Genomic DNA, 24,262 nt, shown 5'->3' on the forward strand with positions numbered 1-24,262 from the left:
AGTCCCGCTGCCTCGATTGCCGATATCACTCGTCCCCCTTGAAGTGTTCTTCCAGTACGGCCGTGAACAGCGCCGCCACGTCGTCGTGCTCCAAGCCCGCCTCGCGGGCCCTTACCGCCCAGTCCGTCAGTTCCGTGCGCAGGGGGGAGTCGGCAGGCGCCGCTCCCAGCGACTTCCGGACGAACGTGCCGAGGCCGCGGCGGGCCTCGACCAGGCCCTCGCGTTCCAGCTCGCGGTAGGCCTTCAGCACGGTGTTCGGGTTGATGGCCGTCGCTTCCACGACCTCCCGGGCCGTGGGCAGCTTGTCGCCGGGTTCCAACAGGCCAAGGCGCAGGGCCTGTTTGGTCTGCTGGACGATCTGAAGGTAGGTGGCGACGCCGCTGCGCCGGTCGATGCGGTACTCGACCACTCGCTTCCACCACCCTTTCACTAATTGAGTAGTGAAAGGGTGGTGGAAGTGGAGTCCGAAAGTCAAGCCGTGATTCCGTGAACCTCCGTGAACCGATCAGCCGGGCTCGTCCGATGAGGTGACGTGAGCGAAACGAGAAGCGACGGAGACCTGTTGCGCGCTGTCGGCGCGGACGGGGACCGGCGCGCCTTCGAGGAGCTGTACCGCCGGTTCGCGCCCTGGCTGACGGCACGGCTGCGCAGCCGCTGTGCCGACCCCGGGATCGTCGACGACGTCGTACAGGAGACGTTCCTCGCGGTGTGGCGGGGGACCGCCCGGTACCGCCAGGACGGGGACGTGGCCGGGTGGCTGTGGCGGATCGGGTCGCGGCGGCTGGTCGACGCGTTGCGCGGCGACGGGGCGCGCGGCCGGCTGCGGCAGGCACTGGCGCGACTGCGGCACCGGGACGAGGTGTCCGCCGAGGACCGCGTGCTCGCGGGGGTGGAGCACGGGGACCTGGCGGGCGCCCTGGTCCGGCTGTCGCCGGAGCTGCGCGCGGTGCTCCAGGCCACGGTCGTCGACGGGTTGACCACCCGGGAGGCGGCCGTGCTCCTGGGGATTCCGCCCGGGACCGTCAAGACACGGGCGATGCGGGCCCGTAAGCAACTGCGGGAGGCGCTGGCATGACCTGGCACGTATCCGAGGAGGACCTGCGGGCCTACGCGCGCGCCGAACTGGCCGCGCCCCTGCTGTGGTCCGCCGACAGCCATCTCGCCGCCTGCGCGCGGTGCCGGGCGGCCCTCGCCGAGGTCAGCGATCCCGTCGACCTCGGCTGGGAGCGCCTCGACGCCGAACTCGACGCGCCCAGGCCGGGCCTGTTCGAGGGGCTGCTGCTGCGGCTCGGGGTCGCCGACCACACCGCACGGCTGCTCGCGGCCACCCCCGTGCTGCGCCGATCCTGGCTGGCGTCGGTGGTGTTCCTGCTGGTGACGACGGTGGGCGTGGTGCACACGGCCGGTTCACCGACCCTGTTCCTGGCCCTGGCACCGCTGCTGCCGCTGGCCGGGGTCGCGCTCAGCTACGGACCCGCGCTGGACCCGACGTACGAGATGGCGGTCGTCTCGCCCGTGCACGGGTTCCGGCTGCTGATGATCCGTACCGTCGCCGTGCTCACCGCCGGGCTCGCCCTCAACGGCCTGGCGACACTCGCCCTTCCCTCCTACGGCCTGCGCGCCCTGACCTGGCTGCTGCCCGCGCTGGCCCTCACCGCCACCGGACTCGCGCTGACCCCCCGCTTCGGGCCGGTCCTCGCGCCGTCCCTGGTCGGCGGGGCGTGGCTCGCGGTGATCGCCGCCGCCGACCAGGCCGCGGACGGCGGGCCGCTGGCCCCCTTCACCGCCGCCGGACAGGGCGCCGCCGCCGCGGTCGCCGCCCTCGCCGTCGGCCTTCTCTACCTCGTACGTGACCGATTCGACGTGTTCCACAGGAGCGCCGTATGACCTCCACCGTCTCCGCCTCCGGGCTCAGCCTCCACTACGGCGGCACCCGCGCCCTGGACGAGGTGTCGCTGTCGCTGACGCCGGGCGTGACCGGGCTGCTCGGGCCCAACGGCGCGGGGAAGACCACCCTGTTGCGGGTGCTCGCCACCGCCGTGCCCGCCCAGCGCGGATCCTTCACCGTGCTCGGGCACGACCCCAGCACCGCGCGCGGACGCCAGGAGGTCCGGCGCCGCCTCGGCTATCTGCCGCAGACGCCCGGCTTCCACCCCGACTTCACCGCCTTCGAGTTCGTCGACTACGTGGGCATCCTGAAGGAGCTCACCCAGCGCGCCGCCCGCCACCGCGAGGTGCGCCGGGTGCTCGACGAGGTCGACCTGGGCGACGTACGCGGCCGGAAGATCAAGAAGTTGTCCGGCGGTATGCGGCAGCGGGTCGCGCTCGCCGCCGCCCTGGTCGGGGACCCCGGGTTCGTGGTCCTCGACGAGCCGACCGTCGGGCTCGACCCCGAACAGCGCATGCGGTTCCGGGAGTTGATCGCCCGCGCGGGCGAGGGCCGGACGGTACTGCTGTCCACGCACCAGACCGAGGACGTGGCGATGCTCTGCCACCGCGTCCTGGTGATGGCGGGCGGCCGCATCCACTTCGACGGCACCCCCGCCGAGCTCACCGCCCAGGCCGCCGGCCGGGTGTGGAGCAGCGCCGAACGCGCCCCGCACGCCAAGGCGGGCTGGCGCACCGGCGCCGGGACCTTCCGCAACGTAGGGGATCCGCCGCCCGGCGCCGACCTCCTCGAACCCACCCTGGAGGACGGCTACCTGCTCACCCTCGACGGCTACGGTCTGGCGGTGACGGCATGACCACCCTCGTCCAGCCGATGCCCGTCGCCGTGTCCGCCCGACCCCGCGACTCCTGGGCGGCCGTGTTCGCCCTCGCCCGCTTCGAGTCGCGCCGTCTGCTGCTGTCGATCCCGGTCCTGGCCGCCTTCGCGGTCTACATCGCCTGGATCGTGTGGAACGCCCGCGACTCCTTCGGCGGTTTCCCCGCGCTCCAGGACGCCGACCGCGCCACCCAGAGCACGCCCCTGCTGGTCGGGCTCGCGGTGCTGCTGAGCGTGAACCTGGCCGTGCTGCGCTCCCGGCGCCGGGACACCGAACGGCACTTCGGCGTGCTGGTGGTCAGCACCTGGCGCCGCTCCCTCGCCCATGTGCTCTCCGTGGTGCCCGCGGCGCTGCTGACCGCGGTTTGCGTGGCCGCCCAGTTCGGCTGGGAGGCGCTCAGGCCCGGCGCCGTCGGGCACGGCTCGCCCGGTGAACTGCTCGTCGGACCGCTGACCGTGCTGCTGTTCGGCGCGCTCGGGGTGCTCCTGGCCCGGCTGCTGAAGTCGGCCTTCGTGGGCCCGCTGCTGGTCGTGTTCTTCCTCTTCTTCCTCGTCCTCGGAGTCGCCCCCGGCGACCCCGAGTCCGGGACCCGCTGGCTGACCCCCGTGGTCGGCGAGAGCAGCTACGACACGCTCCCCTCCGACCTGCTGGGCCGCCCGGCCGCCTGGCACGCGCTGTACCTGCTGGGCCTCGGCCTGACCGCCGGCGTCCTCGCGGTACTGGCCGGCGGCGGACTCCGCATCAGGACCCTCTACGCCGCCCTCGGCGGGGCGATGGCCCTGACCCTGACCGGCGCGGTCGCCCAGTCCGGCGGCGAACCGGCCTCCCTGACCGCCGCCCGGGAGAAGGCCACGGTCGACCCCGAACAGGACTGCGTGCAGCGCGGCCGCTCGACGTACTGCGCCTTCCCGGAGTGGGAGCCGCGGGTCGGGACCTGGGCGCAGGTGGTGGACGAGGTCTCGGAGCTCGCCGGCGGCAGCGCGCACGACCAGCCGCTCCTCGTCCGCCAGCGGATCGAGGCCCGCTACGGCCTCTCCAGCGACGGCTTCGTCGAGCCCTCCGGCACCGCCCACGAGGTGACCGTCGGTACCAAGTGGGGCGGACCCCGGGTCCCCGAGTTCTCCTCGGCCGTCGCCGCGGTACTGGTGACCGGGACCGAGCGGGCAGCCGGCGAGCTGTGCGACGGACGCGTGGTCACCGTGATGTGGCTGTCCCTGGGCTGGCAGGACGAACCGATGGACGAGCTGCGCAAGGTCCGCCTCGACGACAGCATCACGGGCTCCGCGATCGTCCTGTCCCCGACGGAACCGCTGTCCATGTCGGCGGGCCAGACCGATGTCGTACGCGAGCTGTTGACCCGCCCGAAGGACGAGGTCGCGGCCCAGGTGAAGCAGCACTGGACCGAGCTGACGGCCCCCGGTGTGACCACCGCCAAGGCCGCCGAACTGCTCGGGGTCAAGGACATCACCGAGAAGGACGGGTGCGAGGAGTGACCGAGCTGCTCCGCCCGGTCTGGCGCACGCTGCCCTGGCCGTCACTCGGCGCCGGGTCGGCCGCAGGACTGCTGCTCGCCGGGATGGCCCGCCTCTACCCCGAGAACTTCGACCCCTGGCTGGCCCTCAACACCCTGCGCACCGCGGCCCTGGCCTTCGCCCTGGGCCTGGCCTTCCTCCTGGACGACCCGGCTCGCCACACGACGGCCACCGTGCCGGTACCCCGTTTCGTCCGACAGTCTTTGCGACTGGCCTTGGTCGCCCCGATCGCCGCCCTGTGGTGGACGGCAACGGTCCTGCTCATCCCTGCCGAACTCCGTCCCCCGGTGGGCGCGACCACCCTGGAGGCGGGCGCCGCGTGCGCGCTCGCGCTGGCGGGGTCGGCGGCGTGGATCCGACGGTCACAGGAGCCGGAGCCCGGGGTGAGCGTGGCGGCGGGGTTGTTGACGGTGGCGGTACTGGCGGCGCTGTTGCTGCCTGACGACTGGGAGCTGCTTGTCGCAGTGGGGGATCCAGGATGGGACGCGGCCCATGGCAGGTGGGGGGTGCTGTTGGGGGCAGCTGTAGGGGGGTGGCTGATCTCCACGCGGGAACCCGCACGTACTTAGGGGCGCGGGGCTGTGCCGAAATGCGGCTCCGCCGCGTGGGCGCGACCAGCCCCCACGCACCCGCCCCCGACCAATCACGTCTCCGTGCGGTACATCAAATCCGTCTCATACGTAACGAACCCCATCCGCTCATACACGGACACCGCAGCCTTGTTATCGGCATCGACATACAACATCGCGGTAGGCAACCCCTGATCCGCCAGATGCCGAAGCCCCACCGCGGTAAGGGCCTTCCCCAGCCCACCCCCCTGCGCACCGGGCCGCACGCCGAGGACGTACACCTCACCGAGACCCTCCTCGGCGTGCACCTTGGTCCAATGGAAGCCGACCAGCTCGCCCGCCCGCTCGGCGAGGAAGAACCCCGCCGGATCGAACCACGGCTCGGCCTTCCGGTCGTCGAGATCGCGCTGGGTGAGGGACCCCTGCTCGGGATGATGAGCAAACGCCGCGGCGTTCACGTCGAGCCACGCCGCGTCGTCCTGCCCCGGCACGAACGTACGGACCGTGACATCCCCCGGCAGCCCCGGCTCGGAGAGATCCAGGTCCGCCAACGGCCGCCGCATCTGCCGCAGTTCGCGGAAGAGCGTAAGACCCAGCACCTGCGCCAGATGCCGGGCGGCGGAGTGCCCGCCGTGCGCCCAGACCCGCAGCCGCTTGCCGGAGGCGGCCAGCAGGGCCGCGCCGAGCGCCCGCCCGTGCCCGTGACCGCGGTGCGCGGGGTGCACGACCAGTTCGGCGGCCGGGGCCTCCACCGGGTCGGTGTCCTCCAGCTGGGCGTAGCCGACGAGTTCGTCGCCCACGGTGAGCAGCAGATGCGAGACACCCTCGCGCTCACCGCCGCGCAGCTGGAGCCGTCCCTGTTCGGACACCGCCTGCTGGCCGTCGGCGCGGGCGGCCTCGGCGAGCAGTGCGAGCACGGCCTCGGTCTGGTCGGGGGCGAGTGCGGAATGGGTCTCGATGGCGCGGGCCCCGCCGGGCCGTGCGGTGTCGTCGCTGGTCATGCGTACGAGGGTAAGCCGAGGGCAGGCCGGACCGGCGGCAAAAGGTAAACCAGGATGTAACCCGGAACCACCTTCCGCGCTACGCGCGTTGACTCTAGGCTGCGCCCCTGGGCATTCACTGCCCTCTCATGACTTCTCCTCTGCTCCATACGACTCATACGGGTCATACGACTCATAAGACGCAATAAAGGGGGGCGTATGCCAGCCATGTCCCAGCAGCCGCAGCACCGCCGCAGACGCCGGACACAGCTCATCCTCACCGCCGCCGCGGGCCTGACCACCGTCGGCGCCCTGGCCGCCGCGCTGCCGGCGACGGCGAGCGCGGACGAGGGCGACCGCAAGGGCGGCAGCTACAGCCGCTACCAGGACGTCCAGCTGCTGTCCTTCAACGACCTGCACGGCAACCTGGAGCCGCCGTCCGGTTCCTCCGGCCGGGTCACCCACCTCAACGAGGACGGCACCACCCAGACCATCAACGCGGGCGGTGTCGAGTACCTCGCCACCCACCTGCGCCAGGCCCGTGAGGGCAACAAGTACTCCATCACCGCGGCCGGCGGTGACATGGTCGGCGCCTCGCCGCTGATCTCGGGCCTCTTCCACGACGAGCCCACCATCGACGCGCTGAACAAGCTCGACCTGGACGTCACCAGCGTCGGCAACCACGAGTTCGACGAGGGCCCGGCGGAGCTGAAGCGCCTTCAGTACGGCGGCTGCCACGAGAAGGACGGCTGCTACGTCGAGGGCGAGGAGTTCCAGGGCGCGGACTTCCCCTACCTCGCGGCTAACGTGCTGAACGAGAAGACCGGCAAGCCGATCCTCAAGCCGTACACGGTGTGGAAGAAGAACGGCGTCCGGATCGGCTTCATCGGCGTCACGCTGGAGGACACCCCGGGTGTCGTCTCCGCCGAGGGCGTCAAGGGCCTGAAGTTCAAGGACGAGGTCGAGACGATCAACAAGTACGCCCGGGAGCTCCAGCGCCAGGGCGTGAAGTCGATCGTCGCGCTGATCCACGAGGGCGGGGCCCCGGCCTCGCAGTCGTACAACTACAACTGCGACGCGCCGGGCGCCGGTGACGGCATCTCCGGCCCGATCGTCGACATCGCCAAGAACATCACCCCGCAGGTCGACGCGCTGGTCACGGGCCACACGCACGCGGCCTACGCCTGCACGATCAACGACCCGGCGGGCAAGCCGCGCACGGTCACCTCGGCCGCGTCCTTCGGCCGCCTGTACACGGACACCACGCTGACGTACGACCGTTGGACGGGTGACATCGCCCGTACGGCCGTGAAGTCGGCGAACCACGTGGTCACCCGGGACGTCGCCAAGGCGACCGACATGACCGAGCTGATCACCAAGTGGAACACCCTCGCGGCGCCCATCGGCAACCGCGCGATCGGCTACATCTCCGCCGATGTCCCGAGCACCGGCACCGAGTCGCCCATGGGTGACCTGATCGCCGACGCGCAGCTGGCCCACGGCAAGCAGCTCGACCCCGAGACCGACCTGGCGCTGATGAACCCGGGCGGTGTGCGGGCCGGTCTGACGTACGCGGCCAAGGGCAGTGAGGGCGACGGTGTCGTCACCTACGCCGAGGGCTTCACGGTCCAGCCGTTCTCCAACACGGTCAACCTCCAGGACTTCACCGGCGCCCAGCTCATCCAGGTGCTGAAGGAGCAGGTCAGCGGCTCGAACGCGAGCGCGCCGAAGATCCTTCAGCCGTCGGCGGGTCTGACGTACACGCTGGACATGACGAAGACGGGCGCGGACCGTGTCGTCACGGACTCCATCCTCCTGAACGGCGCCGCGATCGACCCGGCGGCCACCTACCGTGTCGCGACGAACAGCTTCCTCGCGGGCGGCGGCGACGGCTTCACCACGCTGGGCCAGGGCACGAACGACCTCGTCGGCGCGGACGACCTGTCGGCGCTGGAGCAGTACCTGACGGCCAACTCCTCGGCCACGAACCCGATCGCGCCGCCGGCGGCGAACCGGATCACGATCGTGAGCTGAGTCGCAAAGGGGCGGTTGAGGTTGCGGGTGGGGTCGGTGCGCATGATCGTATGGATCGATGCGTACCCCCCACCACACAGTGACGCATCCCGCAATCGACCCGTATGAGGAGTTGGCGGAGCTCGACAAACTCGGCGTCCGTGCCTTCGAGTCGGAGGACGACGAGGACGACGAGGACGATTGGGCCCCGCCCAACCACCGCCGCGGCGGACGTCGTCGACGCCGCCGCGGCCGCCTCGCGGCTCTGCCGTTCGCGACGAAGGCGGTGATCGGCCTCTTGGCCGTCACCGCCTTCCTCACTCTGGCGGACCGCTGGGCCCTGCTCTACGCCGAGCACCGGGCAGCGGACGCGCTCAAGGACCGAATGAACCTGACGGCCGCTCCCGAGGTGGACATAGGCGGCTTCCCGTTCCTCACCCAACTGGCGGGCGAGCAACTGGAGTCGGTCCGCATCACGGTCCCTGACGTGGCGGCCGACCAGGTCTCCCTGGCGAAGGTGACGGCGACAGCGAAGGATGTACGTCTCACCGCCGACGGCCCGACCTCATTACGCGGCTTCCGCATCCCCGAGATGGACGGCGACGTCCTGCTCTCCTTCGCCGACCTGAACCGCGAACTGGGCGCCTCCCGGATGAAGTTCACCGCGCACGGCCGGAACCGCATCCTGGCCCGCGGCACCCTCCCGGTCGCCGGCCACGATCTACGGCTGCGCGCCGAGGTCCGTATGGACCGCGACGGCACCGGAGGCGGCCTGAGCACCGAGATCGGCGGAATACGCCTGGACATCGGCGAGTTGGCCACATACCGCCCCGGCACTCGCCCCTCCCAGGGCCTGCACCTGACCCGAACCTCGGCCACGCTGCTGTCGAAGCAGACGAGCAAGGCGAAAGCACTGCTGTCGGTACCGTCGGTGGTGCGCAGGTTGGGCGTACCGGAGCCGGCCGTCCGCCAGGCATTGCGCTCGGACGCGGAACTGTCGAAGCTGACGGGAACGCCAAGCTTCGTACGCCAGGCGATGGGCGTGAACCTCCTGGACCTGGCCCTGGACCACCCAGAGGTCCTGAAGCGCCTGGGCCTGGACCCGGGGCTGCTGAAGGCATTGCCGTCACTGACCCGCCCGGCCCTGACCGACCGCCTGTCCCTGGCCTTCCGCCTGCCGAAGCCACCACGGGGCGAACTGAGCCTGACGGACGTACGGGTGGAGGAGACCGGGATCAGGGTGCGTCTGTCCGGGGCGGGTCTGGAGTTCCCGTGACCGTGAGGGCAAGGCAGGGCGATATGACGGCCTTGGAGGAGTCACGCCGCGTCATGCCAGGGCTTGTTCGCCGCCCAGTGCCGAACCCAGCCCGCGAAGCCGGGCTCGGCGGTGGTGTACCCGAACCGCTGACCGAAGGGGGCGGCACCGACGTCGCTGATCAGCCAGACGTGCCCGCGATGAGGCCCGGTGACGACGAGGTGCCAGTACATCGCGCACCCGTCGGTACCGAGCACGATCGACCCATGGTTGTAGACCTGCTCAAGCCGGTCGTCGACAGCGGCATCTGCGGCCGCATCCGGATCCTCCTCCCACAGCCATGCCGCGGTGAGCGGGAACGGTTCGTTGAGGACGCGTTCCTCGACGTCACCGTCCCAGTCGCTGGGCAGCTCCGCCACGGACAGCAGTCCGTACTCGGGCGGCCCGGAGTAGGAACCGTCCGTTATCTCGGCGACGAAGGTCCGGTACGGCTCGGGCAGAACGATCCCGTGCGCCGCCTCAAAAGCACGCACCGCCTCCCAGCCGAGAGCCGACTCGCCCCCGTCATCGACATCGAACGCGGCACGAAGCGCGGCCAGTTCAGCAGGGTCAGCGTGATCGAGGTTCATGCGGCATGGATACCACCGTGGAGGGATCGACTTGTCCGGCACCCATGACGTCGGGCGAATCATCCGAACGATGCCGTCCGACGGGGAAGCGGCTGCCGTTCTCCAGGAGTGGGCCGAGCAGACGGACGCGCTCCTGGACGCGTCGGCGCTCGACCTGTCCGGGGCGGATCTGTCGGGTGCGGACCTGGCCATGGCGCTGCTCGTGGAGACCGCTCTCCGGAGGGCCAGGCTCGTCGGTACGGACCTCTATCGGGCGCGCTTGGAATTTGCGGTGCTTGATGACGCTGACCTCTCCAAGGCCATGCTGGTCAAGGCCGAGCTCGACGAGGCATGCCTGCGCGGCGCCACGCTGGACGGAGCGAACCTCGGACGCGCAAGCCTCTACGGAGTCGACGCCCGTTCTGCGTGTTTCCGCGAGGCGAGCCTCAACGGCGCTTCGTTGCTCGACGCCAGACTGGAAGGCGCCGACCTCACCGACGCGTCCGTACGGGAGACGTCCTTGAACGCCGCCGTACTCGACGAGCACACAGCCGTACGAGGACTCTCCGGCACCCTCTTCGGCCCAGCGGTCGTCGAGGGGGCAGGCGTACGGCGTGGGCTCGGCGGACCAGAGCTGGAGCGTTGGCTGAACAGCCGCGGGGCGAACGTCCGCGTCCTCAGCCCAGGCTCCCGAGCATGACTGCGTCTAGAACGGCTCGGCTGCCAGGAGCAGTCGCGGAGGTGCTGCGCCGCGAACCGGCGCCGAGTGCTCGCATGATCCTGGGCGAAGGGGCGCTGCGGAGGCCGGTCCCGGACGCGAAGGTGTGGGCCGACCAGTTGGCCCATCTGTTGGAGGCGTCGGAACGGGGAGCGACCGACTGCGTCGAGGTCGCCGACCGGATCCTGACGTCTCCGACCACGATGACCACCCCTGAGGACGCCTACTACCCCGCAGCGGCGCTCGCGGCGAAGGCCGCGCGCTGGTAGACGCCTTTGGGCGAAGCGGGCAGAAAACCGGGACGGGCGGTCGCCTGCTCCGGCCACGGTGATCCCATGGCAGAGATCGCAACGACAGTTCCCTCCGCGGCGTCGATGCGCGGACAGTCCGCGCCGGGACGGTGAGCGCGGATATGGTCGTAGACACGAGGCGTCGAAGGAGGACATCGATCATGGCTGCCCACGCTGCGGATCCCGACCCCGTCGTCCCTCCCATGCCCGAGCGGACCCCGAAGGCGCTGCGTGAGGCCATTGCCGAGCATGCGCCCAAGCTCCTTCCCGACTTCGACGCGCACTGGAAGCGAGCGATTGCCGACACCTATGACCTCGGGCCGGTGCCTGCGTTCATGGCCTTCTGGTGGGGTGAGTATGCCCTCGCCCGCGACCCCGAGCTGGATGCGCACGTTCGCGATCTTGAACACCGGGCCGCGTACGAGTGCACTGACAGTGCCGAGGCCAAAGCCCTTCTCGAAGAGGCGGCGAAGATTCATCACAGGGTGAGTGCGCTGGAGCCCGGCGAGTGACTGATGGGTTCATGGGGCCGCCCTGGCAGGCGGACTGGCGGATCGACGCTCTCGCTGTCTTCGAGGCGCTGCCCGAGCGTGTTCGTGAGGTCGCCCTCGCAGCGCGTGCTGAGCCGGTCACTGCGAAAGATCCGTATTTCCGTGGCATCGATGTTGATGCCGGACTCGCCGAGGGCATGTGGGTCGTGCCGGTCCGGTCCACTGACCCGAAGGGCCGCCACGTCTGCTTTTTCGATGCGGGAAACGGCTGGTTGAAGTACACCTTCGTCCGCAGAACCGAGGATCCGCAGATCGTGGTGGAGGAAATCTTCTGGCAAGGACCTGCGCATGATCTGGAGCCCACACAGGACGAGGAAGCCTAAAACTGCTCCGCCGCCCCGGATCTCATGCTCGGCCGCGCCCTGCACCACCGCCTGGGGGACGGTCGGTTGTGGGCGGTCGCTGCTTGCGGAACCCGCTCCCACACCCGTGGGGCTACGGCACCTCCGGCGGGGGCGTCGGGGCCCCCGGCAGGCGTACGGTCGCCACCGTGCCGCCTCCCTCGGCGGGGGCCAGCGATACCGCGCCGCCCGCCTGTTGGACCGTACGGGCCACGATGGACAGGCCGAGGCCCGAGCCGGGGAGGGCGCGGGCGCTCGGGGAACGCCAGAAGCGGTCGAACACGTGGGGGAGTTCCTCGGTGGGGATGCCTGGGCCGTGGTCGCGGACGGTGAGGACGCCGTCGGCCAGGGCGACCTCGATCGTGCCGCCCTCGGGGCTGAACTTCACCGCGTTGTCGAGGATGTTGACCACGGCACGCTCCAGGGCGGTCGGTTCCGCGCGGACGTACCAGGGCTGGAGGTCGGCCGTGATCGTCAGTTCCCGTCCGCGGAGGCGGGCGCGGCGGAGGGCGGCCTCGACGGTTTCTTCGAGTGAGACCACCTGGACGCGTTCACCTCGTTGCCCCTCCGAGCGGGACAGTTCCTGCAAGTCGCCTATCAGGGCGGCCAGTTCGGTCATCTGCGCCTTCACCGACGCGAGCAGCGCCTTTCGGTCCGCCTCGGGGAGGGGGCGGCCGGTCTCCTCGCTGCGGGTGAGGAGTTCGATGTTGGTGCGGAGGGAGGTGAGGGGGGTGCGGAGCTCGTGGCCGGCGTCCGCGATGAGCTGTTGCTGGAGTTCGCGGGAGCTGGCCAGGGACGACGTCATCGAGTTGAAGGAGCGGGAGAGGCGGGCGACTTCGTCCTCGGCGTCCTCCTCCACGGGGATACGGACGCTCAAGTCCTCGGTGCGCGCCACGTGTTCCACGGCTTCGGTGAGCTTGTCGACGGGGCGCAGGCCGGCGCGGGCGACTGCGAGGCCGGCAGCTCCGGCGCCGATCACTCCTACGCCGGAGACGAGGAGGAGGATGAGGGCAAGGTCGTTGAGGGTGTCCTGGGTGCTCTTCAGGGGTGCGGCGACGACGAGTCCGACCTTCGGTCCGGCTTCACCGGTCCTGGTGGCTGTGGCGCCGAGCGGCCGGGTCAGCACGCGTACGTCGGTGCCGTCCCCGGTGGTGCCGTTGCGGAAGTAGATCCTGTCGGTGTCCGCGCCCTCGATCTTTTCCTTGTCGGAGTCCGTGACCTTCACCGTCTCCACCGAGCCGTCGAGGAGGCAGATGGTGCCGTTCTCCTGGACCACCTGGGAGTAGTTCCGGAAGATGCTGTTGCCGTACGGAGTCTCGGTGCAGTTGTCGAGGGCGTTCTGAAGCTGCCCGGGCATCCGCATCGATGCCTTCGTGAGGTCCTCGTCGACCTGCTCATACAGCTTCCCCTGCACAATGAACCAACAAGTCACCGAAACCGCCGCCACCGCGAACGCCACCGCCGCCGCCACCAGCAACGCCAGCCGCGACCGGATCGGCAGCGCGCGGAACCGGCGGAACAGCTTGCTCACTCCGCGCCGCCCTGTCGGAGGACATAGCCGACGCCGCGGACCGTGTGGACGAGTCGGGGCTCGCCGCCCGCCTCCGTCTTGCGGCGGAGGTACATGACGTACACGTCCAGCGAGTTCGACGACGGCTCGAAGTCGAAGCCCCAGACCGCCTTCAGGATCTGTTCGCGGGTCAGTACCTGGCGCGGGTGCGCGAGGAACATCTCCAGCAGCGTGAACTCCGTGCGGGTCAGCTCCACGGCCCGCCCGCCCCGCGTCACCTCCCGCGTCGCCAGGTCCATGCGGAGGTCGGCGAAGGTCAGCGCCTCGTCCTCCTCCACCGCGGCGGCATTGGAAGCCGCGTATGAGCTGCGCCGCAGCAGCGCACGGACGCGGGCGAACAGCTCGTCGAGTTCGAAGGGCTTCACCAGGTAGTCGTCGGCCCCGGCGTCCAGCCCCGTGACCCGGTCACCCACCGTGTCACGGGCCGTCAGCATCAGGATCGGCGTCGTGTCGCCCGCCCCGCGGATGCGGCGCGCGGCGGTCAGGCCGTCCATGCGGGGCATCTGGATGTCGAGGACGACGAGGTCGGGGCGGTAGGCCGCGGCCTTCTCCAGCGCGTCCGCGCCGTCGACGGCGACCTCCGTGCCGTACCCCTCGAAGGCGAGGCTGCGCTGAAGTGCTTCACGCACCGCGGGCTCGTCGTCGACGATCAGGATGCGCTGGGGTTCACGGTCGCCATCGGCGGGGCTCATGGGCTTCGGGTTCCTCGGGTGCGGAGGGACGGTTCGTCAACGCTTTCAGCCTCGCATGCCGGCGGCAGGTGCGTTGAGAAGTGAGAAGTGGTGAGAAGTGGGTCAGGCGCGGGCCGTCGTACGACCGCGGGCGCGGCGGCGGGCCGTCGTCCGGCCGGTGGCCAGTTCCGGGGCGCGAGCGGCGGGGGCGTGCAGTTCGTACGCCACCTCGAGAGCCAGCGCGAAGCTCGCCGGGTCGGTGTCGGCCACCGTGCGGGAGACCTGCTTGATCATGACGTCCTCCTGGAAAGGATCAGCTCTGCTCGCCCGCCCGCAGCTTCGCGAGGTCGGACTTGACGGTGTTGACCGGGATGGCGAACCCGAGGCCGACGCTGCCCGCGTCGGAGGAGGACGAAGCCGACGAGTACATCGCGGAGTTGATGCCGATGATGTTGCCGTTCATGTCGATCAGCGCGCCGCCGGAGTTGCCCGGGTTCAGGGACGCGTCCGTCTGGATCGCCTTGTACGTCGTCGTGGACGAGCCGGTGTCGCCGTTGAACTCCTGGCCGCCGAACTCGAACGGCCACCCGCCGCCGCCCTGCTGTTGCTGCTGCTGGCCCTCGCCGGTGGAGACGGTGACATCGCGGTCGAGCGCCGAGACGATGCCGCTGGTCACGGTGCCGGTCAGGCCCTCGGGCGAACCGATCGCCACGACGGTGTCGCCGACCTGCACGTTGTCGGAGTCGCCGAGGTTCGCCGCGGTCAGGCCGGAGGCGTCCTCCAGCTTGATCAGCGCGAGGTCCTTGCTGCTGTCGGTGCCGACGACCTGGGCGGTGTACTCCTTGCCGTCGCTGGTCGTCACCTTGATCGAGGAGGCGCCGGAGATGACGTGGTTGTTGGTGATGATCTCGCCGTCACCGGTGATGATCACGCCGGAGCCGGTGGACTCACCGGAGTTCGAGGTGGCGCTGATCTCCACGATGCTCGGGCTGACCGTCTCGGCGATGGCCGCGATGTCGCCCTTCTTGCTGGTGGGCAGCACGCTGGTGGTGGTGCTCGCGGCGACGGTGTCGCTGCCGGTCAGCTCCTGTACGGCGTAGGCGGTACCGCCGCCCACGGCCGCGGCGACGAGCGCGACGGCGGCCAGCAGGGCGACGGGGCCCCGGTTCCGCTTCTTGCGCGGAGCTTCGGAGACAGGAGCGGGAGCGGCAGCGGGCTGGTGGGCCGGCGGAGGCGGCCACTCCGGGTTCACGTACGTGTTCTCGTACTGCTCGTACTCGCCGTCACGGCGGAAGCTCTCGGTCATGTCCATGAGCTTGTCGCCCGACCATGAGAGCTCCCTGAGCGCTCCCTGAGAAGCCCGACAGAACCTCGTATGCCCGATGTAAAGACACCAGGCGTGGGCTTACTCGCAGCCGCAGGACCGCCGTACGACCAACTGTGACGGGAACACCTTCAGCCGCTCCCGCCGGGACCCGGCCACGCGCAGGCCGTCGTCCAGCACCAGATCCACAGCCGCCCGAGCCATGGCCGACCTGTCGCTCGCGATCGTGGTCAGCGGCGGATCCGCCAGCGCCGCTTCCTTGATGTCGTCGAACCCGGCGACGGCCAGCTCGCCCGGTACCTCGATGCGCAGCTCCCGCGCCGCCCGCAGCACACCCAGCGCCTGGTCGTCCGTGGAGCAGAAGATCGCCGGCGGCCGGTCGGGACCGGCGAGGAGGTCCAGCGCTATCCGGTAGGCGTCGTACCGGTTGTAGGGCGCCTCGAACAGCCGCCCCTCGGCCGAGATCCCCGCTTCCTCCAGGGCGCGCTTCCAGCCCTCGACGTGGTCGGAGACCGGGTCGCCGACGGAGGGGGTCTCGGCCGTACCGCCCATACAGGCGACGTACTCGTAGCCGTGCTCCAGCAGGTGCCGCACGGCGAGCTGGGCGCCGCCGAGGTCGTCCGTGACGACGGCGACGTCGTCGATCGCCTCGGGACGCTCGTGCAGCAGCACGACCCGTGCGTCCCACGCGTCGATCTCCGCCGCGGCCAGGTCGTTCAGCGCGTGGCTGACCAGGATCAGCCCGGAGACCCGCATGCCCAGGAAGGCCCGGAGATAGTGGACCTCGCGCTCGCCGACGTAGTCGGTGTTGCCGACCAGGACCATCTTTCCGCGCTCGGAGGCGGCCTGTTCGACCGCGTGCGCCATCTCCCCGAAGAAGGGCTGGCGCGCGTCCGGGATGATCAGGCCTATGAGATCCGTCCGGCGCGAGGCCATGGCCTGGGCGACCCGGTCGGGCCGGTACCCCAGCTCCTTGATCGCGGCGAGGACACGCTCGCGCGTGGCCGGGGCGACCGGCCGGGGTCCGTTGTTGATGACATAGCTGACGACGGCAGTGGAGGTCCCTGCCAGCCGCGCCACATCATCCCTGGTTACCTTGGCCACGCGCGGAGTCTACGCGGATGGATCCGCTCTGGGCAGGGCGTGAAGGCGCTCGCCTGTGCCCCGCCCGAGCGCGGTCCGAGCGGGTCAGGCATCCGCGCTGACCTCGACGCCGTCCAGGACCGCCGTCTCGTCCGTATCCGCCGCCTTTTGCCGGTCCGCGGCGGCCCGCGCCTCCTCGGCCGCGCGGTCGCCCTTCTCGGGCGTAACGAATCGATAACCCACGTTCCGGACGGTGCCGATCAGCGACTCGTGCTCGGGGCCGAGCTTGGCGCGCAGCCGCCGTACGTGGACGTCGACCGTCCGGGTGCCGCCGAAGTAGTCGTAGCCCCAGACCTCCTGGAGCAGCTGGGCGCGGGTGAAGACGCGGCCCGGGTGCTGGGCGAGGTATTTGAGGAGCTCGAACTCCTTGAAGGTGAGGTCGAGGACCCGGCCCTTGAGCTTGGCGCTGTAGGTGGCCTCGTCGACGGAGAGGTCGCCGTTGCGGATCTCCATCGGGGAGTCGTCGTTGACGATCTGCTGCCTGCCCATGGCCAGCCGCAGTCGCGCCTCGACCTCGGCGGGACCGGCGGTGTCGAGCAGTACGTCGTCGATGCCCCAGTCGGCGGTGACGGCGGCGAGACCGCCCTCGGTGACGACCAGGATCAGTGGACAGCCGGGTCCGGTGGAGCGCAGCAGCTGGCACAGGCTGCGCACCTGGGGGAGGTCACGGCGGCCGTCGATCAGGATGACGTCGGCGCCCGGGGTGTCGACGAGGGCCGGGCCTTCGGCGGGGGCCACGCGCACATTGTGCAGAAGCAGGCCGAGGGCCGGGAGCACCTCCGTCGACGGCTGAAGGGCATTGGTCAGGAGCAGCAGAGAACTCATACGTCTGGTTCCTCCTCGGTCCCTGCGAGGACGTTTGCAGCACAGCGGATTGGCTCTGCGATCCCGGGGCCCCGTACACCTGCGGTTTCCCGCGTCGTATACAACGCTTCCGAAAGCACAAAAGGACCCGGGGGCTACGCTGCCCGAGTCCTCTGCCCAGCAGAATAGCCCACATGAGGACTGGTCCGGCAGGTCATGTGGCGCGTTCGACGGTTGTTCCGAATTCTGAGACGAGCAGACACACCCCTATACGGACGTTTCTGCGCACGAAAGACGGAGTGGCGATCGATTCCGTATACGAACCGGGTGCGGTCGTATACGACGCCGGAACTCCACCTACAAGTGACCTGGTGTTCGTGATCGCGCATGGATTCACCGGCGATGTGGACCGACCGCATGTGCGCCGGGTGGCGACGGCATTCGCGCAGTACGGGGCCGTGGTCACGTTCTCCTTCCGCGGGCACGGACGCTCCGGCGGGCGGTCCACGGTGGGGGACAAGGAGGTGCTCGATCTGGCGGCGGCGGTGGCCTGGGCGCGGGAGCTCGGGCACGCGCGCGTGGTGACCGTCGGCTTCTCCATGGGCGGCTCGGTGGTGTTGCGGCACGGGGCGCTGTACGGGCCGGAGCACGCGGGGCGCACGGAGGCGCGTACGGACGCCGTGGTTTCGGTCAGTGCCCCCGCCCGGTGGTACTACCGAGGTACAGCCCCTATGCGCCGGGTCCACTGGCTGGTAACCCGTCGCGAGGGCCGGCTGGTGACCCGCTACGGCCTGCGCACCCGCATCCACCACCGCGGCTGGGACCCGGTGCCGCTCTCCCCGGTGGAGTCGGTGCCGCGGATCGCCCCGACCCCGCTGCTGATCGTGCACGGCGACCGGGACGGCTATTTCCCCGTCGACCACCCCCGCATGCTGGCCGAGGCGGCCGGCGACCACGGCGAACTCTGGCTGGAGCCGGGCATGGGCCACGCAGAGCACGCGGCGGCGGACGAGCTGCTGGCCCGGATCGGTCACTGGGCCGTCGGCCGGGCGGGCTAGCCTGGCCCTGTTGACGGAGAGGTCCGAAGGACAGAGGGACGGGATGGCAAAGGTCACGGTGCGCTACTGGGCCGGCGCGAAGGCCGCGGCCGGGATCGGCGAGGAGTCGTACGACGCGGCCACGCTCGCCGACGTGCTCGCCGCGGTGCGCGAGCGACACCCCGGGGAACTGACGCGCGTCCTGCTGCGCTGCTCCTTCCTCATCGACGGTGACCCCGTGGGCACCCGCGGGCATGAGACGGTACGGCTGGCCGACGGCGGCACGGTCGAGGTGCTCCCGCCGTTCGCAGGAGGATGAGCGATGACCAACCAGCCGTATCAGGGCGGCCAGGACGCCTACGACGCCTACGACCCGTACGGGCAGCAGCAGCCCGCCCAGGGCCAGGGCTGGCAGCAGGGGTACGAGGACCCGCAGGCCGCCCAGCAGTACACCCAGCAGTGGCAGGGCCAGACCTGGGAGACCCAGGTCCAGGCACCGGTGTCGGCGGCGGAGACGTCGTATCTGCCGCAGCAGGGACAGCAGGGACAGCAGGGGCAGGAGGCGCAGGGGTACGGGCAGCAGGCGTACGAGCCGTACGCGGCCGCCCCGCTGCCTCCGGTGACCCCGGCCGCCCCTGAGGCGCCCGCGCCCATGGCCCCGTCCCCGGACCTGAACACGGCCTACGGCCCGGCCACGCTCGGCGGCAACTCCCGCGTCACCGACGCGCAGCGGGCGCGTCTCGAAGGCCGCTCCCCGATCATCGAGCCCGGCATGCAGCCCGCGGCGCTGACGGCAGTGCTGGGCCTGCTGCTGTCGGGCACGGCGGCGATCGGCACATACGCCCTGCTCGTCCCGCTGGTCCTCCTCCAGGCCGTCACCGCGGCCGGCTGGTTCCGTCTGAACGGCATGTGGCCGGCCCGCCAGGGCATCGCGCTGGCCTTCGCGGGCGCGCTCACCGCGGACGTGGCGCTGCTGGCGTCGGACCGGGCCCCGTCCGCGATCCTCGGCACCCTGGGCGTCTGGGTCCTGCTCGCCCTGGTCCTCCAGCTCCGCTCCCATGCCGACCCGGACGAGCGCATGTACGGCCTGATGGCCACGGTCGCCTCGGCGGCCCTGTCCATCGTGGCGGCGGGCTACCTGGCGGCGGAGGCGGACGCGGTCACGGTGGGCGCGGCGGCGGTCGCGGTGGCCCTGTTGGCGCGGGCACTACCGCTGCCGACCCCGGCGTCCGTGGTCGTCTCCCTCCTCGCCGCGGCGGGCGCGGGCATCGCGGTCGGCGGGATGACCGACGTGGGCGCCGAGGGCGCCCTGCTGGGCGCGGCGGCAGCGGTCTGCGCCCTGATCGGCCACAGGGTGGCGAGCTACGACTACCCGTCGAAGTTCGTCCACTTCACGGCAGGAGTGGCCCTGCCCCTGGCAGCGGCGGCCCCGGCGGTGTACGTCCTGGGCCGGGCGCTCGGGTAACAGCGGCACCCCGCCGACGCGGGGGAGCGGGACGCACCCCCGCCCCAGCCCCCCTGTCACAGGTGATCGACAATTCCGCGGCCCCAAGACACCGCAGGGTTACGCTCCCCGGATGGCGGCCGCTCGGTCGTCATGACCGCCGAGGTGGGGGAACACCGGAACATGCGCGCACTGCGGATATCGCTGATCGTCGTCGTCATCCTCGGCGGGCTGTTCGTGCTCGCCGACCGCCTGGCCGTCGGTTTCGCCGAGGACGAGGCCGCGGAGAAGCTGAGGACCACGGAGAACCTCGCCGCCACCCCGGACGTGTCGATCAAGGGGTTCCCTTTCCTGACCCAGATGGCCGCCGGTGAGCTGGACGACGTCGAGGTCGGGATAGAGGACTACGAGGCCAGCACGGGCACCGGCAGCGAGACCATCCTCATCGACGGGCTGACGGCCAACATGAAGGGCGTCCAGTTCTCCGGCGACTACAGCTCCGCCACCGCGGCCAGCGCCACCGGCACCGCGACCATCACCTACGCCGAGCTGCTCAAGGCCACCAAGTCGCAGCCCACCGAGGTCGTCCCGGGCGTGGAGGCCAACGTCGTCGGCCTCTCCGACGGCGGCAACGGCAAGATCAAGGTCGCTGTGCGCGTCCAGGGGAAGGCCGCCGGTGTCCTCCCCATCGACCGCACGCTGTCGGTGCTCAGCACGGTGACCGTCGAGAACAACAAGGTGCGGGTCCACGCCGACGCCCTGCCCTCGATCAAGGGCCTGTCGCTCGCCGAGGACCGCGTACGCCGGATCACCGACTTCCAGCAGGCCATCGACCAGCTCCCCGGCGGCATCCAGCTGGACAAGGTCGAGGCGGCGAAGGACGGCGTGGAGATCAGCGTGAAGGGTTCGAACGTCCAGCTCGCGGGGTAATGACCCCCTCGGTTCCCCTCAGTGCCCCTCGGTGAACACCGGGTGTCCGAAAGGCGAGACGCCACCGTCCGCACCGCAGATGTGACGGCCGATACAGGACCCCGGAAGCCGTACGGGACGGGCCTCGGCGGCTCACTCGTCCCAGATCCCGGACGATAGCGTCTCAACATGCGACACGCCGGTGACACGCGCGCCCGTCCCTCCCTACGATCGCAGGTATGAAGCGACAGGCGGATCTCACGAAGCGGCGGGCAGTAGACCTGTGCCGCGTCGCCGCCATGCTCTGTCGCACCTTCTGAGCGAAGAGCACCGACTCCTCGCATTCCCCGCCGCCCCATTTCGGGCACCCGTGCGCCGTCCGCACCCGGACCGCACGCACTCATCTCACTTGCACGCCCCGCCGCAACTGCCCCGGAGGAGAAAGCATGAGCCGCAGCGACGTCCTGGTCGACGCCGACTGGCTCCAGGAGAACCTGGACGACAGCAACATCGCGATCGTGGAGGTGGACGAGGACACGTCCGCCTACGAGAAGAACCACATCAAGAACGCGATCCGGATCGACTGGACCAAGGACCTTCAGGACCCGGTCCGCCGCGACTTCATCGACCAGGAGGGCTTCGAGAAGCTCCTGTCGGCGAAGGGCATCGCCAACGACACGCTGGTGATCCTGTACGGCGGCAACAACAACTGGTTCGCGTCCTACGCCTACTGGTACTTCAAGCTCTACGGCCACGAGAACGTCAAGCTCCTCGACGGCGGCCGCAAGAAGTGGGAGCTGGACGCCCGCGAGCTGGTCGACGGCACCGACATCCCCGCGCGCCCGGCCACCGAGTACAAGGCCAAGGCGCAGGACAAGAGCATCCGTGCCTTCCGCGACGACGTCGTGGCGGCCATCGGCGCCCAGAACCTCGTCGACGTCCGTTCCCCCGACGAGTTCTCCGGCAAGCTGCTCGCCCCGGCCCACCTGCCGCAGGAGCAGTCGCAGCGCCCGGGCCACGTCCCGACCGCCCGCAACATCCCGTGGTCGAAGAACGCCAACGACGACGGCACCTTCAAGTCGGACGACGCGCTCAAGGAGCTCTACGCCGACGAGCAGGTCGACCTGGCGAAGGACACCATCGCCTACTGCCGGATCGGTGAGCGCTCCGCGCTGACCTGGTTCGTGCTGCACGAGCTGCTCGGCGTGGAGAACGTCAAGAACTACGACGGCTCCTGGACCGAGTACGGCTCCCTCGTCGGCGTGCCGATCGAGCTCGGCGCCAACAACTAAGTCCACCGACCTTTACCCCTCAAGGAGTTCAACATGTGCGGAGCGAAGGCCGGCGGCCCCGACGCCTCGACGATCAAGCCCGGTGAGACCACCATCCAGGGCCAGGTGACCAAGGACGGCGAGCCCATCGTCGGCTACGTCCGTCTGCTCGACTCGACCGGCGAGTTCACCGCGGAGGTCCCCACCTCCGCCACGGGCCAGTTCCGCTTCTACGCGGCCGAGGGCACCTGGACCGTCCGTGCGCTGGTTCCCGGCGGCACGGCCGACCGTACCGTCGTCGCCCAGCAGGGCGGCCTGGCGGAGGTCGCCATCGCCGTCTGAGGCACCCCACAGATCGGCCGAAGGGCCGCACCCCCCGGGTTGGACGCCTGGGTGCGGCCCTTCGGCCTGTCCGGACCTACTCTGGACATATGTACGCACGGCGACGTCATCAGTACTTCGCCATGATGGGCATCTGCATCACGCTGTTCGTCCTGGCCTGGGCCGTCGTACGCCTCTGGTCGGTCCCGGTGGCGGTGGGCATGTGCGTGGTGGCCATGCTGATCCCCCCGCTGGCCGCGATGGTCGCCAACCGCCGAGGACCGGACGACCGCTGGTGGGACGACCCGTCCGGCGACCCGAAGTCCGACGAGTGGTGGGACGAACTGGACGGCAAGAAGCGCCGGTTGTAGCCCGCGTCTCAGTAGACGAGCGCCTGCGTCTCGTCCCCGAGGGCCTCCTGTACGAAGACCTGCGCGCCGGCGATCCGTACGCCCTCGATGACGTCCTTCTCGGTGATGTCCCGGCGCGCGGCGCACTGCGTGCACAGGGTCACCTTGCCGCCCGCGAGGAGTGAGTCGAGCAGGTCGGGCAGCGGCGCGGCATGGGGCAGCTCGAACTCGGCGGCCCGGCCCGGGAGGGCGAACCACGCCGACTCCCCGGTCAGCCAGAGCGAGACCTCGACCCCACTGGCCACGGCCACCGCCGCCACCGTGAACGCCTGCGAACACCGCTCGGGCGCGTCGGCCCCGGCAGTCACCTTGATCACGAGCTTCTTCGCCATGGCTGAATCGTAATCCGGGAGGAGAAGCCGTACGGCGCCCGGCAGGTCCGCCAGGCCTACCTGACCGCGGGCGATGTCCTCGCGCTCGTCGTCCAGTCCCGTAGACCGTCGTCCTCCAGAGCCAGCTGCTCGGCCGACCTCGGAAAGTGGGCCGGGCCCCGGCCGCGTAAGCTGGGGCCCGGCCTTGTGCAATCGCCCTTACGCTCACCAAGGAGCACCCTGTGATCGCGTTCTTCGAGACCCTGCTGGTCCTGGTCGCCGTCGGCGTCCTCGCCTTCGCCGGACTGACCGTGAAGAAGCTGTACCAGGGCCAGCGCTGACCCACGTCTAGGAAACGCCTCTCATGATCGAGATCCCGTCCGACCTCCACAAGGACCTCGTCCCGCTCGCCTTCCTGCTCGGCAACTGGGCCGGTGCGGGCGTGCACGACTTCCCCGGCGCCGAGAAGTGCAACTTCGGCCAGGAGGTCACCTTCACCCATGACGGCCGGGACTTCCTGGAGTACCACTCCCACACCTGGGTGCTGGACAACGACGGGAACAAGGTCAGGCCCCTGGAGTCCGAGCACGGCTTCTGGCGTGTCGACGCCGACCGCAAGGTCGAGATCACGATGACCCGGGACACCGGTGTGATCGAGATCTGGTACGGCGAGCTGGCGGACAAGAAGCCGCAGATCGACCTGGTCACGGACGCGGTCGCGCGCACGGCCGACGCCGCCCCCTACACCGGCGGCAAGCGCCTGTACGGCTACGTCAAGAGCGACCTCATGTGGGTCGGCGAGAAGCAGACCCCCGAGGTCGAGCTGCGCCCCTACATGTCGGCCCACCTGAAGAAGGTCGTCACCCCGGAAGAGGTCGAGCGCTGGGCCAGGGCCCTGCCCGACGACATGCCTGACGACGGGATCGCCTTCTTCAAGTAGGCCTTTCGCGAAGTAGCTCTAGACTCGACGGTGTGGTGAGCACCGACTGGAAGAGTGATCTCAGGCAGCGCGGCTATCGGCTGACGCCGCAGCGGCAGCTTGTGCTCGAAGCCGTGGACACCCTGGAGCATGCGACCCCCGACGACATCCTCGTGGAAGTGAGGAAGACGGCGTCGGGGGTCAACATTTCCACGGTGTACCGGACCCTGGAGCTCCTGGAGGAGCTGGATCTGGTCAGCCATGCCCACCTGGGGCACGGAGCGCCGACGTACCACCTCGCGGACCGCCACCATCACATCCACCTCGTGTGCCGGGACTGCACGAACGTCATCGAGGCCGATGTGTCGGTGGCCGCGGAGTTCACCGCCAAGCTGCGGGACACCTTCGGCTTCGAGACCGATATGAAGCACTTCGCGATCTTCGGGCGATGCAAGGACTGCGCGCGCAAGAGCTCGCTGAAGAATTCAACTACCGAGTCGTAGGCT

Annotated in this window: 31 protein-coding genes; 21 read left to right on the top strand and 10 right to left on the bottom strand. The window is 70.1% G+C overall.

What is annotated here, in order from left to right; genetic code table 11:
• Positions 1-25: 25 nt before the first annotated feature.
• Positions 26-409: a GntR family transcriptional regulator gene (locus BN159_RS23565; RefSeq protein WP_015659497.1), complete on the bottom strand. Its 384-nt coding sequence runs from the start codon at positions 407-409 to the stop codon at positions 26-28.
• A 123-nt stretch (positions 410-532) separates the two neighbouring features.
• Between BN159_RS23565 and BN159_RS23570 the strand changes: the two genes are divergently transcribed.
• Genes BN159_RS23570 through BN159_RS23590 form a run of 5 tightly spaced genes read left to right on the top strand, consistent with a single transcriptional unit; the run spans position 533 to position 4,866 of the window.
• On the top strand, positions 533-1,075 hold the full coding sequence (locus BN159_RS23570) for an RNA polymerase sigma factor (RefSeq protein WP_041819719.1): 543 nt from the start codon (positions 533-535) through the stop codon (positions 1,073-1,075).
• The gene (locus tag BN159_RS23575) at positions 1,072-1,887 is read left to right on the top strand and encodes a hypothetical protein (protein WP_015659499.1); all 816 of its coding nucleotides are present in this window, start codon (positions 1,072-1,074) and stop codon (positions 1,885-1,887) included. Before BN159_RS23570 ends, BN159_RS23575 begins: the two co-directional genes overlap by 4 nt.
• On the top strand, positions 1,884-2,744 hold the full coding sequence (locus BN159_RS23580) for an ABC transporter ATP-binding protein (RefSeq protein WP_015659500.1): 861 nt from the start codon (positions 1,884-1,886) through the stop codon (positions 2,742-2,744). Before BN159_RS23575 ends, BN159_RS23580 begins: the two co-directional genes overlap by 4 nt.
• On the top strand, positions 2,741-4,258 hold the full coding sequence (locus BN159_RS23585; protein WP_015659501.1) for a hypothetical protein: 1,518 nt from the start codon (positions 2,741-2,743) through the stop codon (positions 4,256-4,258). Before BN159_RS23580 ends, BN159_RS23585 begins: the two co-directional genes overlap by 4 nt.
• A complete protein-coding gene (locus tag BN159_RS23590) occupies positions 4,255-4,866 on the top strand; it encodes an ABC transporter (protein WP_231905646.1) in 612 nt (203 codons plus the stop codon). The genes BN159_RS23585 and BN159_RS23590 overlap by 4 nt, the downstream gene beginning before the upstream one ends.
• Positions 4,867-4,940: 74 nt before the next feature.
• On the opposite strand, the gene mshD is transcribed toward BN159_RS23590, so the two are convergent.
• Positions 4,941-5,867, bottom strand: a complete 927-nt coding sequence (gene mshD / locus BN159_RS23595) for a mycothiol synthase (RefSeq protein ID WP_015659503.1) — start codon at positions 5,865-5,867, stop codon at positions 4,941-4,943.
• 198 nt (positions 5,868-6,065) lie between these two features.
• Here mshD and BN159_RS23600 point away from each other — a divergent pair, with 198 nt between their 5' ends.
• Together BN159_RS23600 and BN159_RS23605 are read left to right on the top strand one after the other, a co-directional pair.
• A complete protein-coding gene (locus tag BN159_RS23600) occupies positions 6,066-7,880 on the top strand; it encodes a bifunctional metallophosphatase/5'-nucleotidase (protein WP_015659504.1) in 1,815 nt (604 codons plus the stop codon).
• A gap of 58 nt (positions 7,881-7,938) precedes the next feature.
• Positions 7,939-9,135, top strand: coding sequence for an LmeA family phospholipid-binding protein (locus BN159_RS23605; protein ID WP_015659505.1), 1,197 nt, complete (start codon positions 7,939-7,941; stop codon positions 9,133-9,135).
• A gap of 41 nt (positions 9,136-9,176) precedes the next feature.
• Here BN159_RS23605 and BN159_RS23610 read toward each other — a convergent pair whose 3' ends face one another.
• Positions 9,177-9,743 (bottom strand): SMI1/KNR4 family protein, encoded by a 567-nt coding sequence (locus BN159_RS23610; RefSeq protein WP_015659506.1) that lies wholly within the window; start codon positions 9,741-9,743, stop codon positions 9,177-9,179.
• 70 nt (positions 9,744-9,813) lie between these two features.
• Here BN159_RS23610 and BN159_RS23615 point away from each other — a divergent pair, with 70 nt between their 5' ends.
• From BN159_RS23615 to BN159_RS23630, 4 genes are all read left to right on the top strand, one after another.
• Positions 9,814-10,422, top strand: a complete 609-nt coding sequence (locus tag BN159_RS23615; protein WP_063608154.1) for a pentapeptide repeat-containing protein — start codon at positions 9,814-9,816, stop codon at positions 10,420-10,422.
• Positions 10,419-10,709, top strand: coding sequence for a Scr1 family TA system antitoxin-like transcriptional regulator (locus BN159_RS46435; RefSeq protein ID WP_078598864.1), 291 nt, complete (start codon positions 10,419-10,421; stop codon positions 10,707-10,709). The genes BN159_RS23615 and BN159_RS46435 overlap by 4 nt, the downstream gene beginning before the upstream one ends.
• Before the next feature lie 182 nt (positions 10,710-10,891).
• Positions 10,892-11,242 (top strand): DUF6247 family protein, encoded by a 351-nt coding sequence (locus BN159_RS23625; RefSeq protein WP_015659509.1) that lies wholly within the window; start codon positions 10,892-10,894, stop codon positions 11,240-11,242.
• Complete coding sequence (locus BN159_RS23630) at positions 11,239-11,604, top strand: hypothetical protein (protein WP_015659510.1); 366 nt, start codon at positions 11,239-11,241, stop codon at positions 11,602-11,604. Before BN159_RS23625 ends, BN159_RS23630 begins: the two co-directional genes overlap by 4 nt.
• A gap of 112 nt (positions 11,605-11,716) precedes the next feature.
• Here BN159_RS23630 and BN159_RS23635 read toward each other — a convergent pair whose 3' ends face one another.
• The 6 genes from BN159_RS23635 to BN159_RS23655 form a co-directional block, all read right to left on the bottom strand.
• Complete coding sequence (locus tag BN159_RS23635) at positions 11,717-13,153, bottom strand: HAMP domain-containing sensor histidine kinase (protein ID WP_015659511.1); 1,437 nt, start codon at positions 13,151-13,153, stop codon at positions 11,717-11,719.
• Positions 13,150-13,884: a response regulator transcription factor gene (locus BN159_RS23640; protein ID WP_015659512.1), complete on the bottom strand. Its 735-nt coding sequence runs from the start codon at positions 13,882-13,884 to the stop codon at positions 13,150-13,152. Before BN159_RS23640 ends, BN159_RS23635 begins: the two co-directional genes overlap by 4 nt.
• Before the next feature lie 102 nt (positions 13,885-13,986).
• The gene (locus tag BN159_RS46250; protein ID WP_015659513.1) at positions 13,987-14,157 is read right to left on the bottom strand and encodes a hypothetical protein; all 171 of its coding nucleotides are present in this window, start codon (positions 14,155-14,157) and stop codon (positions 13,987-13,989) included.
• 19 nt (positions 14,158-14,176) lie between these two features.
• Positions 14,177-15,175, bottom strand: coding sequence for a S1C family serine protease (locus BN159_RS23645; protein WP_015659514.1), 999 nt, complete (start codon positions 15,173-15,175; stop codon positions 14,177-14,179).
• Positions 15,176-15,268: 93 nt separating this feature from the next.
• Complete coding sequence (locus tag BN159_RS23650; RefSeq protein ID WP_086016449.1) at positions 15,269-16,291, bottom strand: LacI family DNA-binding transcriptional regulator; 1,023 nt, start codon at positions 16,289-16,291, stop codon at positions 15,269-15,271.
• Positions 16,292-16,375: 84 nt separating this feature from the next.
• Positions 16,376-17,155 carry a response regulator transcription factor gene (locus BN159_RS23655; RefSeq protein ID WP_015659516.1) on the bottom strand — a complete coding sequence of 260 codons (780 nt, stop codon included), beginning with the start codon at positions 17,153-17,155 and terminating at the stop codon, positions 16,376-16,378.
• 173 nt (positions 17,156-17,328) lie between these two features.
• Between BN159_RS23655 and BN159_RS23660 the strand changes: the two genes are divergently transcribed.
• The 8 genes from BN159_RS23660 (at position 17,329) to BN159_RS23690 (ending at position 22,487) form a co-directional block, all read left to right on the top strand.
• Positions 17,329-18,192, top strand: a complete 864-nt coding sequence (locus tag BN159_RS23660; protein WP_078598865.1) for an alpha/beta hydrolase — start codon at positions 17,329-17,331, stop codon at positions 18,190-18,192.
• Positions 18,193-18,235: 43 nt separating this feature from the next.
• Positions 18,236-18,490: a MoaD/ThiS family protein gene (locus tag BN159_RS23665; protein WP_015659518.1), complete on the top strand. Its 255-nt coding sequence runs from the start codon at positions 18,236-18,238 to the stop codon at positions 18,488-18,490.
• Between the two features lie 3 nt (positions 18,491-18,493).
• On the top strand, positions 18,494-19,636 hold the full coding sequence (locus BN159_RS23670) for a hypothetical protein (protein ID WP_015659519.1): 1,143 nt from the start codon (positions 18,494-18,496) through the stop codon (positions 19,634-19,636).
• A 162-nt stretch (positions 19,637-19,798) separates the two neighbouring features.
• Positions 19,799-20,545 (top strand): LmeA family phospholipid-binding protein, encoded by a 747-nt coding sequence (locus tag BN159_RS23675; protein ID WP_041821776.1) that lies wholly within the window; start codon positions 19,799-19,801, stop codon positions 20,543-20,545.
• Positions 20,546-20,763: 218 nt separating this feature from the next.
• Positions 20,764-20,844: a putative leader peptide gene (locus BN159_RS47770; RefSeq protein WP_350310325.1), complete on the top strand. Its 81-nt coding sequence runs from the start codon at positions 20,764-20,766 to the stop codon at positions 20,842-20,844.
• A gap of 126 nt (positions 20,845-20,970) precedes the next feature.
• Positions 20,971-21,816, top strand: a complete 846-nt coding sequence (locus BN159_RS23680; protein ID WP_015659521.1) for a sulfurtransferase — start codon at positions 20,971-20,973, stop codon at positions 21,814-21,816.
• A gap of 33 nt (positions 21,817-21,849) precedes the next feature.
• Positions 21,850-22,137 (top strand): DUF1416 domain-containing protein, encoded by a 288-nt coding sequence (locus BN159_RS23685; RefSeq protein WP_015659522.1) that lies wholly within the window; start codon positions 21,850-21,852, stop codon positions 22,135-22,137.
• A gap of 89 nt (positions 22,138-22,226) precedes the next feature.
• Positions 22,227-22,487 (top strand): DUF3099 domain-containing protein, encoded by a 261-nt coding sequence (locus BN159_RS23690; RefSeq protein ID WP_041819727.1) that lies wholly within the window; start codon positions 22,227-22,229, stop codon positions 22,485-22,487.
• Between the two features lie 8 nt (positions 22,488-22,495).
• On the opposite strand, the gene BN159_RS23695 is transcribed toward BN159_RS23690, so the two are convergent.
• Complete coding sequence (locus BN159_RS23695; RefSeq protein WP_015659524.1) at positions 22,496-22,858, bottom strand: DsrE family protein; 363 nt, start codon at positions 22,856-22,858, stop codon at positions 22,496-22,498.
• Between the two features lie 343 nt (positions 22,859-23,201).
• Between BN159_RS23695 and BN159_RS23705 the strand changes: the two genes are divergently transcribed.
• Positions 23,202-23,777 carry an FABP family protein gene (locus BN159_RS23705; protein WP_015659526.1) on the top strand — a complete coding sequence of 192 codons (576 nt, stop codon included), beginning with the start codon at positions 23,202-23,204 and terminating at the stop codon, positions 23,775-23,777.
• 32 nt (positions 23,778-23,809) lie between these two features.
• Positions 23,810-24,259 carry a Fur family transcriptional regulator gene (locus BN159_RS23710; RefSeq protein ID WP_015659527.1) on the top strand — a complete coding sequence of 150 codons (450 nt, stop codon included), beginning with the start codon at positions 23,810-23,812 and terminating at the stop codon, positions 24,257-24,259.
• The last annotated feature ends 3 nt before the right edge of the window (positions 24,260-24,262 follow it).

The sequence above is a fragment of the Streptomyces davaonensis JCM 4913 genome (genome assembly GCF_000349325.1).
GTDB lineage: Bacteria > Actinomycetota > Actinomycetes > Streptomycetales > Streptomycetaceae > Streptomyces > Streptomyces davaonensis.